At 72.8% G+C, this 15,445-nt stretch carries 15 protein-coding genes; 10 read left to right on the top strand and 5 right to left on the bottom strand.

Annotated elements, in window-relative coordinates:
* Nucleotides 1–1,104, top strand: a complete 1,104-nt coding sequence (locus MWU57_RS03750) for a cell wall metabolism sensor histidine kinase WalK (protein ID WP_246907335.1) — start codon at nucleotides 1–3, stop codon at nucleotides 1,102–1,104.
* A 295-nt stretch (nucleotides 1,105–1,399) separates the two neighbouring features.
* Nucleotides 1,400–5,239: a multifunctional oxoglutarate decarboxylase/oxoglutarate dehydrogenase thiamine pyrophosphate-binding subunit/dihydrolipoyllysine-residue succinyltransferase subunit gene (locus tag MWU57_RS03745; RefSeq protein ID WP_246907333.1), complete on the top strand. Its 3,840-nt coding sequence runs from the start codon at nucleotides 1,400–1,402 to the stop codon at nucleotides 5,237–5,239.
* A 64-nt stretch (nucleotides 5,240–5,303) separates the two neighbouring features.
* On the opposite strand, the gene MWU57_RS03740 is transcribed toward MWU57_RS03745, so the two are convergent.
* Nucleotides 5,304–6,299, bottom strand: a complete 996-nt coding sequence (locus MWU57_RS03740; RefSeq protein ID WP_106268950.1) for an aldo/keto reductase — start codon at nucleotides 6,297–6,299, stop codon at nucleotides 5,304–5,306.
* Nucleotides 6,300–6,375: 76 nt separating this feature from the next.
* On the opposite strand from MWU57_RS03740, the gene MWU57_RS03735 reads away from it, so the two are divergent.
* Nucleotides 6,376–7,308 carry an aldose 1-epimerase family protein gene (locus tag MWU57_RS03735; RefSeq protein ID WP_106269074.1) on the top strand — a complete coding sequence of 311 codons (933 nt, stop codon included), beginning with the start codon at nucleotides 6,376–6,378 and terminating at the stop codon, nucleotides 7,306–7,308.
* A 138-nt stretch (nucleotides 7,309–7,446) separates the two neighbouring features.
* Nucleotides 7,447–8,058, top strand: coding sequence for a GDSL-type esterase/lipase family protein (locus MWU57_RS03730; protein ID WP_243401053.1), 612 nt, complete (start codon nucleotides 7,447–7,449; stop codon nucleotides 8,056–8,058).
* 3 nt (nucleotides 8,059–8,061) lie between these two features.
* Here MWU57_RS03730 and MWU57_RS03725 read toward each other — a convergent pair whose 3' ends face one another.
* Entirely contained in the window at nucleotides 8,062–8,856 is a 795-nt protein-coding gene (locus MWU57_RS03725; protein WP_106268952.1) for a DUF4097 family beta strand repeat-containing protein, read from the bottom strand.
* A gap of 101 nt (nucleotides 8,857–8,957) precedes the next feature.
* On the opposite strand from MWU57_RS03725, the gene MWU57_RS18540 reads away from it, so the two are divergent.
* Entirely contained in the window at nucleotides 8,958–9,032 is a 75-nt protein-coding gene (locus MWU57_RS18540) for a 50S ribosomal protein bL37 (RefSeq protein ID WP_374108520.1), read from the top strand.
* Between the two features lie 122 nt (nucleotides 9,033–9,154).
* Here MWU57_RS18540 and rsrA read toward each other — a convergent pair whose 3' ends face one another.
* The 3 genes from rsrA to MWU57_RS03710 form a co-directional block, all read right to left on the bottom strand.
* Nucleotides 9,155–9,427, bottom strand: coding sequence for a mycothiol system anti-sigma-R factor (gene rsrA / locus MWU57_RS03720; RefSeq protein WP_106268953.1), 273 nt, complete (start codon nucleotides 9,425–9,427; stop codon nucleotides 9,155–9,157).
* On the bottom strand, nucleotides 9,424–10,149 hold the full coding sequence (locus MWU57_RS03715) for a sigma-70 family RNA polymerase sigma factor (protein WP_374108516.1): 726 nt from the start codon (nucleotides 10,147–10,149) through the stop codon (nucleotides 9,424–9,426). The genes rsrA and MWU57_RS03715 overlap by 4 nt, the downstream gene beginning before the upstream one ends.
* 106 nt (nucleotides 10,150–10,255) lie before the next feature.
* Complete coding sequence (locus tag MWU57_RS03710) at nucleotides 10,256–11,221, bottom strand: GlxA family transcriptional regulator (protein WP_106268955.1); 966 nt, start codon at nucleotides 11,219–11,221, stop codon at nucleotides 10,256–10,258.
* A gap of 93 nt (nucleotides 11,222–11,314) precedes the next feature.
* Here MWU57_RS03710 and MWU57_RS03705 point away from each other — a divergent pair, with 93 nt between their 5' ends.
* The 5 genes from MWU57_RS03705 (at nucleotide 11,315) to hisN (ending at nucleotide 15,410) form a co-directional block, all read left to right on the top strand.
* Nucleotides 11,315–11,461 carry a hypothetical protein gene (locus MWU57_RS03705; RefSeq protein WP_246907331.1) on the top strand — a complete coding sequence of 49 codons (147 nt, stop codon included), beginning with the start codon at nucleotides 11,315–11,317 and terminating at the stop codon, nucleotides 11,459–11,461.
* Nucleotides 11,462–11,530: 69 nt separating this feature from the next.
* Nucleotides 11,531–12,163 (top strand): DoxX family membrane protein, encoded by a 633-nt coding sequence (locus MWU57_RS03700; protein ID WP_246907329.1) that lies wholly within the window; start codon nucleotides 11,531–11,533, stop codon nucleotides 12,161–12,163.
* Between the two features lie 50 nt (nucleotides 12,164–12,213).
* On the top strand, nucleotides 12,214–13,539 hold the full coding sequence (gene aroA / locus MWU57_RS03695) for a 3-phosphoshikimate 1-carboxyvinyltransferase (protein WP_246907327.1): 1,326 nt from the start codon (nucleotides 12,214–12,216) through the stop codon (nucleotides 13,537–13,539).
* Nucleotides 13,539–14,588, top strand: coding sequence for a ribosome small subunit-dependent GTPase A (rsgA, locus tag MWU57_RS03690; protein WP_246907324.1), 1,050 nt, complete (start codon nucleotides 13,539–13,541; stop codon nucleotides 14,586–14,588). The genes aroA and rsgA overlap by 1 nt, the downstream gene beginning before the upstream one ends.
* Before the next feature lie 102 nt (nucleotides 14,589–14,690).
* Complete coding sequence (gene hisN / locus MWU57_RS03685) at nucleotides 14,691–15,410, top strand: histidinol-phosphatase (RefSeq protein ID WP_246907468.1); 720 nt, start codon at nucleotides 14,691–14,693, stop codon at nucleotides 15,408–15,410.
* Nucleotides 15,411–15,445: the final 35 nt, after the last annotated feature.

The following is a 15,445-nucleotide window of genomic DNA, read 5'->3' as shown; positions in this document are numbered from 1 at the left end:
GTGGGCCCCGCGCGCGACGACGACCATGCGCGGTGGCGGGACCACCGGCTCCCGGACGTCCGGCCGCTGGACCCGGTCCACTCGCTCAAGGTCAAGCTCGGGCTCCTCGTCGTCGCGAGCGTGACCGTCGCCGTCGTCATCACCTGGGTGGGCCTGCGCAACGAGCTCGGGCCGAGCCGCACGTTCCCCCTGGCGATCATCGTCTCCCTGGTGCTCACGCAGGTCCTCGCGCGCGGCATGACGTCACCGCTGCGGCAGATGACGGCCGCCGCCCAGACCATGGCCGACGGCGACTACTCCATCCGCGTCCGCTCCACGAGCCAGGACGAGGTCGGTCAGCTCGCCGAGGCGTTCAACACGATGGCGCGGGACCTCGAGGCGTCCGACCGCATCCGCCGCGACCTCATCGCGAACGTGTCCCACGAGCTGCGCACCCCGGTCGCCGCCCTGCAGGCCCAGCTCGAGAACATGGTCGACGGCGTCACCGAGCCGACGCCGTCGTCCCTGGAGCTCTCCCTGGAGCAGACCGAGCGGCTCAGCCGCCTCGTGACCTACCTGCTGGACCTCTCCCGGGTCGAGGCCGGCGCCTCCGCGCTGATGCTCACCGAGTTCTCGGTCGGCGACTTCCTCGAGGAGTGCGCCGAGGCGATGTCGATGGTCGACGCCGCGAAGGGCCTCACCTACGTGGTGGACGTCACGCCCGAGGACCTGCCGCTCGAGGCGGACGTCGAGCGCCTGCGCCAGGTGGTCACCAACCTGCTGCAGAACGCCATCCGGCACTCGCCCTACTGCGGCACCGTCCGGCTCGACGCCTACCCCCAGGGCGACGCCGTCGTCATCGAGGTCGGCGACGAGGGTCCCGGCATCCCTGCCGAGGATCGCGACCGGGTCTTCGAGCGGTTCGCCCGCGGGACCACCGACGCCCGGCCGCAGCCCAGCGCGAGCGGCGGCACCGGCATCGGCCTGGCGATCGTGCGGTGGGCCGTGGACCTGCACGGCGGGCACGTCGCCGTCGCGGACTCCGAGCCGGGGGCGACCATGCGGGTGACCCTTCCCGCCGTCGCCCGGCCCGCCCCGGGAGTGACGACGGAATCCGGTGCGTGAGCGGGTGAGATCGATCACACCGAAACCTGCCGGATCCTTCTTCGTGAGGTGCGCATGACGCCTTGCGACGTAACTGCTGCCATCGCTTTCCTGCCCTATTACCCCGGCACCACACGGCGGTGAGAGATGGCCCACGAGCCGCGCCGTACCGCCGAACCCGGGACTCCGAGGAAGCGACCGAGGGCATAGGCTGGAGGTGCCCGAGAACGGGTGCGCGGTCCGACGAGCAGTTCGACGGAGCAGTGCAAACCAAGCAGTTCAAACCAAGCAATACGGGAAAGTGGGCGATCCGGGCGTGGTGTCCCCAAAGGCTGGGTCAGAGTCGATCAACGCCGGTAGTGCGTCGTTCGGGGCCAACGAGTGGCTCGTGGACGAGCTCTACGAGCAGTACCTGAAGGACAAGAACGCGGTCGATCCCGCGTGGTGGGACTTCTTCGCGGACTACACGCCGGACGACTCGTCCGACGGTGCCGCCGGTGCGGGCGAGCAGCCTGCTCCGGCCGAGCGTCCTGCCGGGAGGCCCGCGGCCGAGGAGCCCGCCCCGCGGCGCGCCGCCCCGCCGGCCAAGGACGCCGCGACGGCGTCCTCGCCCGCGTCGGGCACGGCGGCCGCCGAGGCGTCGCAGCCGCCCGAGCCCGCCCCCGTGCCCGCCGACCCGGCGGTCTCCGCCGCCGACGCGCCGGTCGCCGAGGCGCTCCCGGCGACCGCGCCGTACGCCGAGATCGCGCGGTCCACGCCCAAGGACGAGGACGGCGACGCCACGGACGACGTCCAGAAGCTCCGCGGCCCCGCGGCGCGGGTCGTCACCAACATGGAGGCGTCGATCTCCGTGCCGACGGCGACGTCGGTGCGTGCGGTGCCCGCCAAGCTGATGGTGGACAACCGCATCGTCATCAACAACCACCTCAAGCGCGGCCGCGGCGGCAAGATCTCGTTCACGCACCTCATCGGCTTCGCGCTGGTCGAGGCGCTGGCCGACATGCCGGTCATGAACGCCCACTACGAGGAGACCGACGGCAAGCCGCACGTCGTGCAGCCCGCGCACGTCGGCTTCGGCCTGGCGATCGACCTGGCCAAGCCCGACGGCTCCCGCCAGCTCCTGGTGCCCAGCATCAAGAAGGCCGAGGAGATGGACTTCGCCGGCTTCTGGGCCGCGTACGAGGACCTGGTGCGCAAGGCGCGTGGCGGCAAGCTCGGCATGGACGACTTCGCCGGGACGACCATCTCGCTGACGAACCCGGGCGGCATCGGCACGGTGCACTCCGTGCCCCGTCTGATGCAGGGCCAGGGAACCATCGTCGGCGTCGGCGCCATGGACTACCCCGCGGAGTTCGCCGGCGCCTCCGAGGAGCGGCTCGCCCGCCTCGGGGTCTCGAAGGTCATGACGATCACGTCGACCTACGACCACCGCATCATCCAGGGTGCGCAGTCCGGCGAGTTCCTCAAGATCCTCAGCGGCAAGCTCCTGGGCCTGGACGGCTTCTACGACCGCGTGTTCGCGGCACTGCGCGTGCCGTACGAGCCCGTGCGCTGGGTACGCGACAACACCGTCGACGCCGAGGTCGAGGCAGGCAAGCCGGCCAAGATCGCCGAGCTCATCCACTCGTACCGCTCGCGCGGGCACCTCATGGCGGACACGGACCCGCTCGCCTACCGCCAGCGCAAGCACCCGGACCTCGACATCCAGAACCACGGGCTGACGTTGTGGGACCTCGACCGCGTCTTCCCGACCGGCGGGTTCGGCGGTGCCGCCAAGGCCACGCTCCGCGACACCCTCGGCCTGCTGCGCGACTCCTACTGCCGCTCCATCGGCATCGAGTACATGCACATCGCCGACCCGGCGCAGCGCAAGTGGCTGCAGGACCGGCTCGAGCACGGGTACGCCCGCACGCCGCGCGAGGACCAGCTCCGCATCCTGCGCCGCCTCAACTCCGCCGAGGCGTTCGAGACGTTCCTGGCGACCAAGTACGTCGGCCAGAAGCGCTTCTCGCTGGAGGGTGGCGAGTCGGTCATCCCGCTGCTCGACGCGATCCTGTCGAAGGCCGCCGAGAACGGCCTCGACGAGGTCGGCATCGGCATGGCCCACCGCGGCCGGCTCAACGTGCTCGCGAACATCGCCGGCAAGAGCTACGGCCAGATCTTCAAGGAGTTCGAGGGGCAGATCGACCCGAAGTCCGTCCAGGGCTCCGGTGACGTGAAGTACCACCTCGGCACCGAGGGCACCTTCACCGCGGAGTCGGGCGCGACCACCAAGGTCTACCTGGCCGCGAACCCGTCGCACCTGGAGGCCGTCGACCCGGTGCTCGAGGGCATCGTGCGGGCCAAGCAGGACCGCATCGACCTGGGCGGGGACGGCTTCTCCGTCCTGCCGATCCTCGTGCACGGCGACGCGGCGTTCGCCGGCCAGGGCGTGGTGCCCGAGGTGCTCAACCTCGCCCAGCTGCGCGGCTACCGCACCGGCGGCACGATCCACGTGGTCATCAACAACCAGGTCGGCTTCACCACCGGCCCGACGTCGTCGCGCTCGACGACCTACTCCACGGACGTCGCCAAGGGCTACCAGGTGCCCGTGCTGCACGTGAACGGCGACGACCCGGAGGCCTGCGTCCGCGTGGCCGAGCTCGCCTTCGCCTACCGCGAGCAGTTCGACCGCGACGTGATCATCGACCTCGTGTGCTACCGCCGCCGCGGGCACAACGAGGGCGACGACCCGTCGATGACGCAGCCGCTGATGTACAACCTCATCGAGGCGAAGCAGTCCGTCCGCAAGCTCTACACGAAGAACCTCGTCGCCCGGGGCGACATCACGGTCGAGGAGGCCGAGCAGGCGCTGAAGGACTACCAGGCGCAGCTCGAGCGGGTCTTCACCGAGACCAAGGGCAGCGGGTACACGGCACCGGACGGTGCCGAGGAGGTCGCGGGCCTGGAGCGGCCGGAGTCCCAGCGCGAGGACGCCGGGACGATGGTGGGCTGGAAGACGTCGGTCCCCCACTCCGTGCTCGAGCGCGTCGGCGACGTCCACGTCTCGGCGCCCGAGGGGTTCACGATCCACCCCAAGCTGGCCAAGATGCTGGAGAAGCGCCAGCTCATGTCCAAGGAGGGCGGGATCGACTGGGGCTTCGGCGAGCTCCTCGCCTTCGGGTCGCTGCTCATCGAGGGCACACCGGTCCGGCTGGCCGGGCAGGACTCGCGCCGCGGCACCTTCGTCCAGCGGCACGCCGTCCTGCACGACCGCAACACCGGCGCCGAGTGGACGCCGCTGCTGTACCTGTCGGGCGACCAGGCCAAGTTCTGGGTCTACGACTCCTCGCTCAGCGAGTACGCCGCGCTCGGCTTCGAGTACGGCTACTCCGTCGAGCGCCCGGACGCCCTGGTGCTCTGGGAGGCGCAGTTCGGCGACTTCGTCAACGGCGCACAGACGGTGATCGACGAGTTCATCTCGTCCGCCGAGCAGAAGTGGGCGCAGAACTCGTCGGTGGTCATGCTGCTGCCGCACGGCTACGAGGGCCAGGGCCCGGACCACTCCTCGGCCCGGATCGAGCGGTTCCTGCAGCTCGCCGCGGAGAACAACATGACGATCGCCCAGCCGTCGACGCCGGCGTCGTACTTCCACCTGCTGCGCAAGCAGGCGTACGACCGCCCTCGCCGGCCCCTGGTGGTGCTGACCCCGAAGCAGCTGCTGCGCCTCAAGGCGGCGGCCTCGGACGTCGAGGACTTCACCACCGGCACGTTCGAGGCGGTGCTCGGGGACTCCGCCGTCGCGGCGGGCAAGATCTCGCCGTCAGCCGTCGAGCGCGTCGTGCTCTGCACCGGGCGCGTCTACTACGACCTCATCGCCGAGCGGGAGCAGCGGGGGGACGAGGCCACCGCCATCGTCCGGCTCGAGCAGCTCTACCCGTTCCCGGAGGAGCAGCTGCGCGAGGAGCTCGCGAAGTACCCGGGCGCCGAGGTCGTCTGGGTCCAGGACGAGCCCCGCAACCAGGGTGCGTGGTGGTACCTCCACCTCGCGCTCCCGGAGGACATGCCGCGCGTCGGTGTGATCTCGCGTCCGGCGTCGGCCTCCACCGCCGCCGGCACGGCCAAGCGCCACAAGGAGGAGCAGGCGGTGCTCCTCGACGAGGTCTTCACCCGCTGAGGCCCTCCACGACGAAGGCCCCGGTCACGCTCGGCGTGACCGGGGCCTTGTCGTCAGAGGCGACCTACCACCTGTCGTGGACGTGCTCGCGGACCAGCTCGTCGTAGAGCTCGCGCACGCCGGAGACGAAGAAGGGGCCGAGCACGCCGGCGTCCCCTGCGGCCGCGTTGAGGCGAGCCTGTTCCGGGTTCCGTGCCCCCGGGATGACCGTCGAGACGCCCGCCCGCTGCCACACCCACGCGAGAGCGGCCTGGGCCGGCGTCAGGTCCTGCTGCAGCGCCGACTCGACCAGGGCGGAGAACCGCTGCGCGGCCTCGACCCCGGTCTCGAACGGCACGCCGGAGAAGGTCTCCCCCACGTCGAACGCCTCACCCGACCGGTTGAACGTCCGGTGGTCGTTCTCCGCGAACGTCGTGTCCTTGGTGTAGCGGCCCGAGAGGAGCCCGGAGGCGAGCGGCACGCGGGCGATGATCCCCACGCCCGCCTCGGAGGCCGCCGGCAGGACCTCCTCGAGCGGCTTGTGCCGGAACGCGTTGAGGATGATCTGCACCGTGGCGACGCCCGGGCGCGCGATGGCGGTGAGCGCCTCGTCGACCGTCTCCACGGAGACGCCGTAGGCCGCGATCGCCTGTTCCGCGACCAGCGTGTCGAGGGCGTCGTACACCTCGTCGTCGGAGTACACGGCCGTCGGCGGGCAGTGCAGCTGCACCAGGTCCAGCCGGTCCACGCCGAGGTTCCGCCGGGACCGGTCGGTCCACTCGCGGAAGTTCGGCAGCACGTAGTTCTCCGGCACCTGGTCCGCGCGGCGGCCCATCTTCGTCGCCACGGTGATCCCCTCGCCGGGGTGGGCCGCGAGGAACTGTCCCAGCGCCTGCTCGCTCCGGCCGTCGCCGTACACGTCGGCGGTGTCGTAGAAGCTGACCCCGGCCTCGAGCGACGCCTCGAGCACGGCCCGCGACTCGTCGTCGCCGACCTCGCCCCAGTCCGCGCCGAGCTGCCAGGTTCCCAGGCCGACCACCGACACCATCCGCCCGGTCCGGCCGAGTACCCGCTGATCCATGTGATTTCTCCCTCTGAGGTGACCACCACACGGTACGCGGCACGGCGCCTCTCGGCGCGACGACTACGGTGTGACCGTGAACACGACCTCGAACCCCGCCGCGCCCGAGGCGCCGTCGGGCACCCAGTACCGCATCACCGCCGGGACGCACGCCGCCACGATCACCGAGGTCGGGGCCATGGTCCGGGAGTACAGCGTGGACGGGCGCGACGTCTTCGTCCCCTTCGACGAGACCGAGGCGGCGCCCGTCTTCAACGCCGCCGTGCTGGTCCCCTGGCCGAACCGGCTGCGCGACGGCCGCTACCGGGCCGACGGCGCCACGTACCAGCTCGCGGTGAGCGAGCCGGACCGCGGGACGGCCCTGCACGGCCTGGCCTGCTGGTACCGCTGGTCGCCCGTCGAGGTCGCCGACGACTCCGTGACGCTCGAGCTCGCCCTGCCGGCGCAGAAGGGCTGGCCGTTCCAGCTCACCAGCCAGGTCCGGTACTCGCTCGACGCCGAGCGCGGCCTGGAGGTGCGCGTCACGACCCGCAACGCCGGCACCGGCACCGCGCCCTACGGCGTGGGCTTCCATCCGTGGCTCTCCTCCGGCGGCGCCGACCTGGACGCCTGCACGGTGCGCCTCGACGCGGCCGAGCACGTGACCGTCGACGAACGCCTCCTGCCCACCGGGGTCGAGCCCGTCACCGGTGACCACGACCTGCGCGAGACGCGCTCGCTGGCCGGGCTCGACCTGGACGACGCGTGGGTCGGCGCGACCCGCGACGCCGACGGCCTCTCGTGGTGCCTGCTCGGGTGCCCCGACGGCCGGACACCGGCGATCTGGATGGACGACTCGATGGACTGCTGGCAGGTGTGCTCCGCGGACCACATCGCCGGCCACCACCGGTTCGGCCTCGCCGCCGAGCCGATGAGCTGCTACGCCGACGCCTTCAACACCGGGGACCGGCTGGTGCTCCTGGCGCCCGGCGACTCGCACACCGTGCGCTGGGGTGCGACGCTGCGCTGAGCACGGCACGCAGGAGGTATCAGCGCGGACGCGCCGCCCTCCCTCGTCCCGGGGGGGCGGCGTGGGATCATGCGGTGCCGCGTCCGAGCACGGAACAATGGCGGCGCTAACGGCAAGACGGCAGGGTGGTGAAGGTTCGTGACGGAGCGCGAGGTGCGCATCTGCGTGGTGGGCGACGAGCTCGGTGTGGGCGTCGGGGACGCACGCGCCCTGGGCTGGACGGGCCGGGTGCTCGCGCGGACCAGGTTCGACCGGCCGGCGATGTCGTTCGTCCTCGCCGTGCCCGGCGAGACGACGTCCGCCCTCGGTGCGCGCTGGGAGACCGAGACGGAGTCCCGCTTCGGCCCCGAGGCGACGTGCGACAACCGCCTCGTCGTCGCGCTGGGCAGGCACGACATCGACGCGGGCCTCTCCGTGGCGCGGTCCCGGCTGAACCTGGCGAACATCCTCGACGTGGCCGACAACCGCCGGCTGGCGACGTTCGTCGTCGGACCCCCGCCCGGCCGCGCCGAGGACGGCGACCGCATCGCCGAGCTGTCGGCGGCGTTCGCGGACGTCGCCAACCGCCGTCGGGTGCCGTACGTGGACACCTACACCCCGCTCGCCCAGCACGAGCAGTGGTTGGCCGACCTCGCGACCACGGGGGCGACGTACCCCGGTCAGGCCGGCTACGGGCTCATGGCCTGGCTCGTGCTGCACACGGGGTGGCACGCCTGGCTGGGCCTGCCGAACGACGCCGAGGCGTCCTGACGCTCAGGCTCGGGAGACGATGACGCGCGCGGACGTCACGTTCGCCGTCAGGTAGGCCACGCTGCCCTCGCCCGCCGCCGAACGGTCGACGGAGAGGGTCCGGGCGGCCGAGGCCTGGACCTCGCCGTCGAGCACCACCTGCCCCGCCGCACCGCGGACCTTGAGGCTGACCGGGGTGCCCGGGTCGAGCCGCAGCGCCACGTCTCCGGAGACCGTCTTGGCGGTCACCATCGGCGCGGTACCGGTCGCGGTGACCGCCACCGCCCCGGAGACGGTGCCCGCCGAGACCCGACCCAGGGCGCCGTCGACGGCGAGCGCGCCGGAGACCACGTGCGCCGAGACGTCACCGGCGTGGCCCGACGCGGCGACGTCGCCGGAGACCGACCGGAGGTAGAGCGAGCCGTGGGTGCCGCTGGTCCGGATCGCGCCCGTGACCGTCTTGACGACGGTCCCCGTCGTCCCGGCGACGTCGACGTCGGCCTCCGTGGTGCCGACGTCGACGCTGACGCCCGGCGGCACGGTGAGCCGGACGACGGCGCGGTCCGAGTCGCCCAGCGACTTGACCCGGGCCACGAACGCCTCGACCCGCGACCGTTCGTAGGCCACCCGGAGCCGGCCGCCCTCGTGCACGACCTGCAACGGCTTCTTGCCGACCTCCACGATCTCGAGCGTGGTCCGCGTGGCCGCAGGGTCCACGACGACGTCGGCGCGGCCGTCCTGCAGCCGCAGCGACGCCGCGGAGACCCCGCCCAGGTCGAGGGTCTGCGGGGCGGCGACCGCCCAGGACTCGCTGGTCATGCTGCCTCCGTGGTGCCGGGACTTCCGGGTGCCGCGATGCCGGCCGCCCGTGTGGGATCATAGAGCGACCCCATGTCAAACCTTCTCCTGAGGAGACAGCCATGAGCAAGCGCGGAAGCAAGCGTCGCGCCCGCAAGGGCAAGGCCGCGAACCACGGCAAGCGCCCCAACGCCTGAGGCGTCGGCAGGCACACCCCGACACCCACGCGGTGGGTGTGAAAAATGCAGGTCTCCCCGACAGGAGGCCTGCATCTTTCATGTCCGCGCTGGTGACCGCCGGGCGGCCCGGCCCGGCGTCCTCAGCCGGTGGCGAGGATCTGCGCGCGGATGCGCAACCGCAGCTCCTCGGGGGCCTGCTCGGCGCACGACCGCTTGACGAGCTTCTTGACGAGCTCCTCGACGCTGAGCTCGGCCAGGCAGGGTGAGCAGTGCGCGACGTGGGCTCGCATGCGGTGCTCGTCGGCCTCGGTCATCTCGGAGTCGAGGTACTCGTACAGGTGCGTGAGGATGTGCTCGCAGTCGCTCTCGCCCTCGGCGAGCTCGTGCGGGACCGGCGTGATGTCGGCGTTCATGACGTCCCTCCGCGTGCCGCGGTCAACCCTCGGTCGGCGGCGTAGTCCGCGAGCAGCTCGCGGAGCTGGCGTCGCCCACGGTGCAGCCGGGACATCACGGTCCCGATCGGTGTTCCCATGATCTCGGCGATCTCCTTGTACGGGAAGCCCTCGACGTCCGCGTAGTACACGACCATGCGACGGTCCTCGGGGAGCTCGGCGAGCGCCCGCTTGACGTCGGAGTCGGGCAAGCGGTCGAGCGCCTCGGCCTCCGCGGAGCGGAGCCCCTGGGACGTGTGGGTCGCGGCGCGCGCGATCTGCCAGTCCTCGATGTCCTCGGTCTGCGACTGCTGGGGCTGGCGCTGCTTCTTGCGGTAGTTGTTGATGAAGGTGTTCGTGAGGATGCGGTACAGCCAGGCCTTGAGGTTCGTCCCGGGCTTGTACTGGTGGAACGCCGCGAAGGCCTTCGCGAACGTCTCCTGGACGAGGTCCTCGGCGTCGGCAGGGTTGCGCGTCATGCGCAGGGCGGCCGAGTAGAGCTGGTCGAGGTACTGCAGCGCGTCCCGCTCGAAGCGCGCGGCGCGGTCCGCCGTCGTCTCCTCCGGGGCGCGCTCGGTGTCCTCGCCGATCTCGTCCGCGGTCGGGTGCGCACCTGATGTGCGCTCGGTCTCGTCGGTCATCACCGTCGAGCCTAGTTCAGCGAGCGCGACGGCGGCTGGTCGTTCGGGTGCAAGCGTAGCCACGGTCGGTGCAACGACCGGGGGACCGCTCCCATTCCCTGCGCCCGACTTTCCGGCGCCCGACGGCGGGCGGCCCCGCCCGCCGGATGCTGCGCCGCGGTCGGGCGGGTCACGAGGCCACCGCCGCGAAGCGACGCCGGTAGGCGACGGGGCTGGTGCCCAGCCGGCGGGCGAAGTGGTGCCGCATCACGGCGGCGTTGCCGAAGCCCACGAGGCGGGCGACCTCGTCGACCGGCGCGTCGGTGGACTCGAGCAGCTCCTGGGCGCGGGCCACGCGCTGGCGGGTGAGCCAGGCACCGGGCGTGGTGCCGGTCTCGTCGCGGAACCGCCGCGCGAAGGTGCGCTCGGAGAGCATGGCGCGGCGGGCCAGGGTGGCGACGGTGTGCGGCTCGGCGAGGTTCTCGCGCATCCAGGCCAGGAGGTCGGACAGGGAGTCGGCCTCGCAGGGCAGCGGGTCCACGACGTACTGCGCCTGACCGCCGTCCCGCTGCGGCGGGACGACCATCCGGCGCGCGATGGACCGCGCCGCCTCCCCGCCGAGCTCGACGCGCACGAGGTGCAGCGCGGCATCGATCCCGGCGGCGGTCCCGGCGCTGGTGATGATGCGGTCGTCGTCGACGAACAGGACGTCGGGGTCGACGTCGGCCCGGGGTGCGGCCTCGGCGAGCCGGTCCGAGAACATCCAGTGGGTCGTGCAGCGACGGCCGTCCAGGAGCCCCGCCGCGGCGAGCACGAAGGCGCCGGAGCACAGCGAGAGGATCCAGGCGCCACGGGCGTGGGCGTCGCGGACGGCCTGGAGGTAGGCGGGCGGGACGTCGACCCGACCCGCCCCCGAGATGACGTCGTAGGCCACCACGACGACGACGTCGGCGTCGGCGGTGGCCTCCAGCCCGGCCGCGACCCCGAGGGGGAAGCCGCCCTTGGTGGGGACCATGCCGGGCTCCGGCGTGCAGAGCGTGAAGTCGAACGTGGGCCCGCCCGTGGCGCGGCGGTCGATCCCGAACACCTCGTAGGCGATGCCGAGCTCGAACGGGGCGACACCGGGAACCACGACGGCGGCGACCTTGCGGATCATGCCGCCATGCTGCCACGAGGTTGGCTGGAAGTCGATGCTCGTTGACATCTCTGCCACTGGTGACAGGAACTCGACGGACAAAGACTTACTGCCATGACTCTCTTCCTCCTGCTGCTCGCCGCCCTCCTGCTCGGCGCCTGGGTCGCCGCCCTCGGCCGCACCGTCCGCCACGACGGGCTCGGGAGCCGGCGCCCGCCCCGCTCCCACCCCGACTGGTGGGAAGGCCCCGCGCCCGGCTGAGCGCCCCGCTCCCCGACACGCCACCGCCGTCGGCGAGCATGCACGCGCGGCCTCTGCCACAGTGGGGCCATGCTGCTGCGACGCCTCGCCCGCCCCCTGCTGGCCGCCCCGTTCGTCTACGACGGGCTCTCTGCCGCGCTGCACCCCGCCGAGCACACGGCGGCCGCGCGCGACGGCGCGGACAGAGTGACCCAGACCCTCGGGGTCGACCGCCTCGACGACACCCAGGTGTCGCTGCTGGTGCGCGCCCACGGAGCCGTCACCGTCGCCGCCGGGCTGCTGCTCGCCGTCGGCCGCGCTCCCCGGACCGCGGCCCTCACGCTCGCCGCGCTCAGCGCCCCGCTGGCGGTCGTCAACCAGCCCTTCTCGTCCCAGGGTGAGCTGCGCAAGGAGAAGACCGGCAAGTTCGTGCGCAACCTCGGCGCCGTCGGGGCGGCCGTCATCGCCGGCATCGACCTCGAGGGGCGGCCGGGTATGAGCTACCGGATCGGGCAGCAGCGCGCGGTGGCCTCCCGGACGGCGAAGCACACCGTGGAGGCCGCGACCAAGGACGCCAAGCACGCCGCGTCGTCGGCGTCGCGGTCCGTCAAGCACGCGACCAAGGACGCGAAGCACGCCGCCGGGTCCGCGACCAAGGACGCCAGGCTCGCCGCCCGGCAGGCCAAGGCGTCCGTCGCGAAGGCCAAGGCCAAGGTGTCCTGACCTCCGGACGCGGCGTCCGTCGTCGGACCGGGTCAACTAGGCTCGGACCCATGACGACAGCGCCCGACAGGACGACGACCCCGCTCTGGGACGCCCCCGTGGCCGACGGCCCCCTGGACGCGACGGTCGAGGTGCCGGGCAGCAAGTCCCTCACGAACCGGCTGCTCGTCCTGGCCGCCCTGGCCGACGGCGAGGGCACGCTGCGCGGGGCCCTCCGGTCGCGGGACGCGGACCTCATGATCGGCGCGCTGCGGTCCCTGGGCGCCACCATCACCGAGGGCGGCGAGCCGAGCACGCTGCACGTGACCCCGGGCCCCGTGACCGGTGACGTCGACCTCGACTGCGGGCTCGCCGGCACCGTCATGCGGTTCCTGCCCCCCGTGGCCGCCCTGGCCGACGGCGACGTCCGGTTCGACGGCGACCCCGCGGCGCGGGTGCGGCCCATGCTGCCGGTCCTCGCCGGGCTGCGCAGTCTCGGCGTCCGGGTCGTCGGGGACGGACCCGACTTCCCGACCCACCTGCCGTTCACCGTGCGGGGGCGCGGCCGGGTCGCGGGCGGGGCGGTCGACGTCGACGCCTCGGAGTCCTCGCAGTTCGTCTCCGCGCTGCTCCTGGCCGCCGCACGGTTCGAGCGGCCCCTGGTCCTGCGCCACATCGGCGCCACGCTGCCGAGCCTGCCGCACATCGCGATGACCGTCGCCACCCTGCGCGACGTGGGCGTCGCGGTGGACGACTCCCGCGACGGCATCTGGCAGGTGACCCCCGGGCCGATCGCGGCGCGCGACGTCCGCGTCGAGCCCGACCTGTCCAACGCCGCCCCCTTCCTCGCCGCCGCCCTCGTGGCGGGCGGCACCGTGCGCGTCCCCGGCTGGCCCGCGCAGACCACCCAGCCCGGGGCGATGGTCCCCGGCCTGCTCGAGCAGATGGGGGCCACCACCACCGTGGAGGGCGACGTCCTCACGGTCACCGGCACCGGGCAGGTCCGCGGCGTCGACGTCGACCTGCACGCGGGCGGCGAGCTCGCCCCGACCTTCGCCGTCCTCGCCGCGCTGGCCGACTCCCCCAGCCGGCTGCGCGGCATCGCGCACCTGCGCGGCCACGAGACCGACCGCCTGGCCGCGCTCGCCACCGAGATCACCCGCCTCGGCGGACGCTGCGAGGAGACGCGCGACGGGCTGGTCATCACCCCGCGCCCGCTGCACGGCGCCGTGTTCCGCACCTACGCCGACCACCGCATGGCGACGTCGGCCGCGCTGCTCGGCCTGCGCGTGCCGGGCCTGCAGGTCGAGGACGTCGCCACCACCGCCAAGACGCTCCCCGGCTTCGACACGATGTGGCTGCGCATGCTCGGCCGCACGCCGGAGGACCAGGGCTGATGGTCCGTCGGGTCCGCGACGAGCACGCGCGGTACACGCGCCCCTCCAAGCACGGCTCCCGCCCCCGCACCAAGCAGCGCCCCGAGCACGCCGACGCCGTGACCGGCATGGTCGTCGGCGTCGACCGGGGGCGCTACACCCTCGTGATCGACGACGGCGGTCCGGACGAGCGCGAGATCCTCGCCATGAAGGCGCGCGAGCTCAGCCGCACGCGTACCGTCGTCGGCGACCGGGTCGACGTCGTCGGCGACACCACCGGGGACGAGGGCACGCTCGCCCGCATCGTCCGCCTCACCGACCGCACCTCCGTGCTGCGCCGGACGGCGGACGACACCGACCCCTACGAGCGGATCGTCGTCGCCAACGCCGACCAGCTCGTGGTCGTGACCGCGCTCGCCCAGCCCGAGCCGCGCACGGGGATGATCGACCGCTGCGTCGTCGCCGCGTACGACGCCGGCATGGACGTCCTGCTGTGCCTGACCAAGGCGGACCTCGCCTCCCCCGACCGGCTCCGCGACCTGTACACCCCCCTCGGTGTCGAGGTGGTCGTGACCCGGCGCGACTCGCCCGACGCCGTCGAGACGGTCCGCGAGCACCTCCTGGGCCGCACGTCGGTGCTTGTCGGTCACTCCGGCGTCGGCAAGTCGACGCTCATCAACGCCCTCGTCCCCGATGCCGACCGGGCCACCGGCGTGGTCAACGACGTGACGGGCCGCGGTCGCCACACCTCCACCTCCGCCGTCGCCCTCCGCCTGCCCGTGCCCGCCGGGACCACCGGGCGCGTCCACGACGGCTGGGTCATCGACACCCCCGGCGTGCGCTCCTTCGGGCTGGCGCACGTCGAGGTGGACCACCTGCTCGCCGCGTTCGAGGACCTGGACAAGGTCGCCGCGCAGTGTCCCCGCGGTTGCACGCACCTGGCCGACGCCCCCGACTGCGCGCTCGACGAGTGGGCGGCCGACGCCCCCGACGACGGCACCCGGGCGACACGCGCTGCCCGTCTGGCGTCGTTCCGGCGCCTGCTGGCCGCCCGGACCGCTACCGTGTGAGTCGTGGCCACCTTCCAGCAGACTTCCAGCCAGCACGGGCACGGACGCACGTACGAGGACGACCTGCGCCTGGCCCACGTGATCGCCGACCAGGTCGACTCGATGACGATGTCGCGGTTCAAGGCGGTGGACCTGCACGTGGAGACCAAGCCTGACGACTCCCCCGTCTCGGACGCCGACCGGGGCGCCGAGGAGTTCATCCGCGCCCAGCTCGCGCGTGCACGGACCCGCGACGCGATCGTCGGCGAGGAGTTCGGCGAGGCCGGCAGCGGCGCTCGGCGCTGGATCATCGACCCGATCGACGGGACCAAGAACTTCGTGCGCGGCGTGCCGGTCTGGGCCACGCTCATCGCGCTGGCCGACGGCGACGAGGTCGTCATGGGCCTCGTCTCGGCACCCGCGCTGGGCCGGCGCTGGTGGGCGGCCAAGGGTTCGGGCGCCTGGACCGGCAAGTCCATCGCGGCCGCGAGCCGCATGCACGTGTCGGGTGTGCAGTCGCTCTCCGACGCCTCGTTCGCGTACTCGTCGCTGGCCGGGTGGGAGGAGCGCGACAAGCTCAACGGCTTCCTGGACCTGACCCGGGAGTGCTGGCGGACGCGAGGGTTCGGCGACTTCTGGTCGTACATGCTGGTCGCCGAGGGCGCCGCCGACGTCGCCGCCGAGCCCGAGCTCGAGCTGTACGACATGGCGGCGCTGGTCCCGATCGTCACCGAGGCCGGCGGGCGCTTCACGTCGCTCGACGGCGTGGACGGCCCGTGGGGCGGCAACGCGCTGGCCACCAACAGCCACCTGCACGACAAGGCCCTCGTCTACCTCGGCTAGGCGTTGTGGGCGCGATTTCTGGCCCGTTTTGCACC

Origin of the sequence: Isoptericola sp. S6320L (genome assembly GCF_023015685.1) — a bacterium.
Classification (GTDB): Bacteria; Actinomycetota; Actinomycetes; order Actinomycetales; family Cellulomonadaceae; genus Isoptericola; species Isoptericola halotolerans_A.
The sequence above is the reverse complement of the archived record's forward strand: the minus strand, read 5'-3'. Positions and strand labels throughout refer to the sequence as shown.

What these genes read in the sequence shown, in the direction of transcription:
- MWU57_RS03740 (WP_106268950.1), bottom strand. Translation starts at nt 6,299, where the DNA reads ATGGATCAGCGGGTACTCGGCCGGACCGGGCGGATGGTGTCGGTGGTC.
- MWU57_RS03725 (WP_106268952.1), bottom strand. Translation starts at nt 8,856, where the DNA reads ATGACCAGCGAGTCCTGGGCGGTCGCCGCCCCGCAGACCCTCGACCTG.
- rsrA (WP_106268953.1), bottom strand. Translation starts at nt 9,427, where the DNA reads ATGAACGCCGACATCACGCCGGTCCCGCACGAGCTCGCCGAGGGCGAG.
- MWU57_RS03710 (WP_106268955.1), bottom strand. Translation starts at nt 11,221, where the DNA reads ATGATCCGCAAGGTCGCCGCCGTCGTGGTTCCCGGTGTCGCCCCGTTC.
- MWU57_RS03705 (WP_246907331.1), top strand. Translation starts at nt 11,315, where the DNA reads ATGACTCTCTTCCTCCTGCTGCTCGCCGCCCTCCTGCTCGGCGCCTGG.
- MWU57_RS03700 (WP_246907329.1), top strand. Translation starts at nt 11,531, where the DNA reads ATGCTGCTGCGACGCCTCGCCCGCCCCCTGCTGGCCGCCCCGTTCGTC.
- aroA (WP_246907327.1), top strand. Translation starts at nt 12,214, where the DNA reads ATGACGACAGCGCCCGACAGGACGACGACCCCGCTCTGGGACGCCCCC.
- rsgA (WP_246907324.1), top strand. Translation starts at nt 13,539, where the DNA reads ATGGTCCGTCGGGTCCGCGACGAGCACGCGCGGTACACGCGCCCCTCC.
- hisN (WP_246907468.1), top strand. Translation starts at nt 14,691, where the DNA reads ATGACGATGTCGCGGTTCAAGGCGGTGGACCTGCACGTGGAGACCAAG.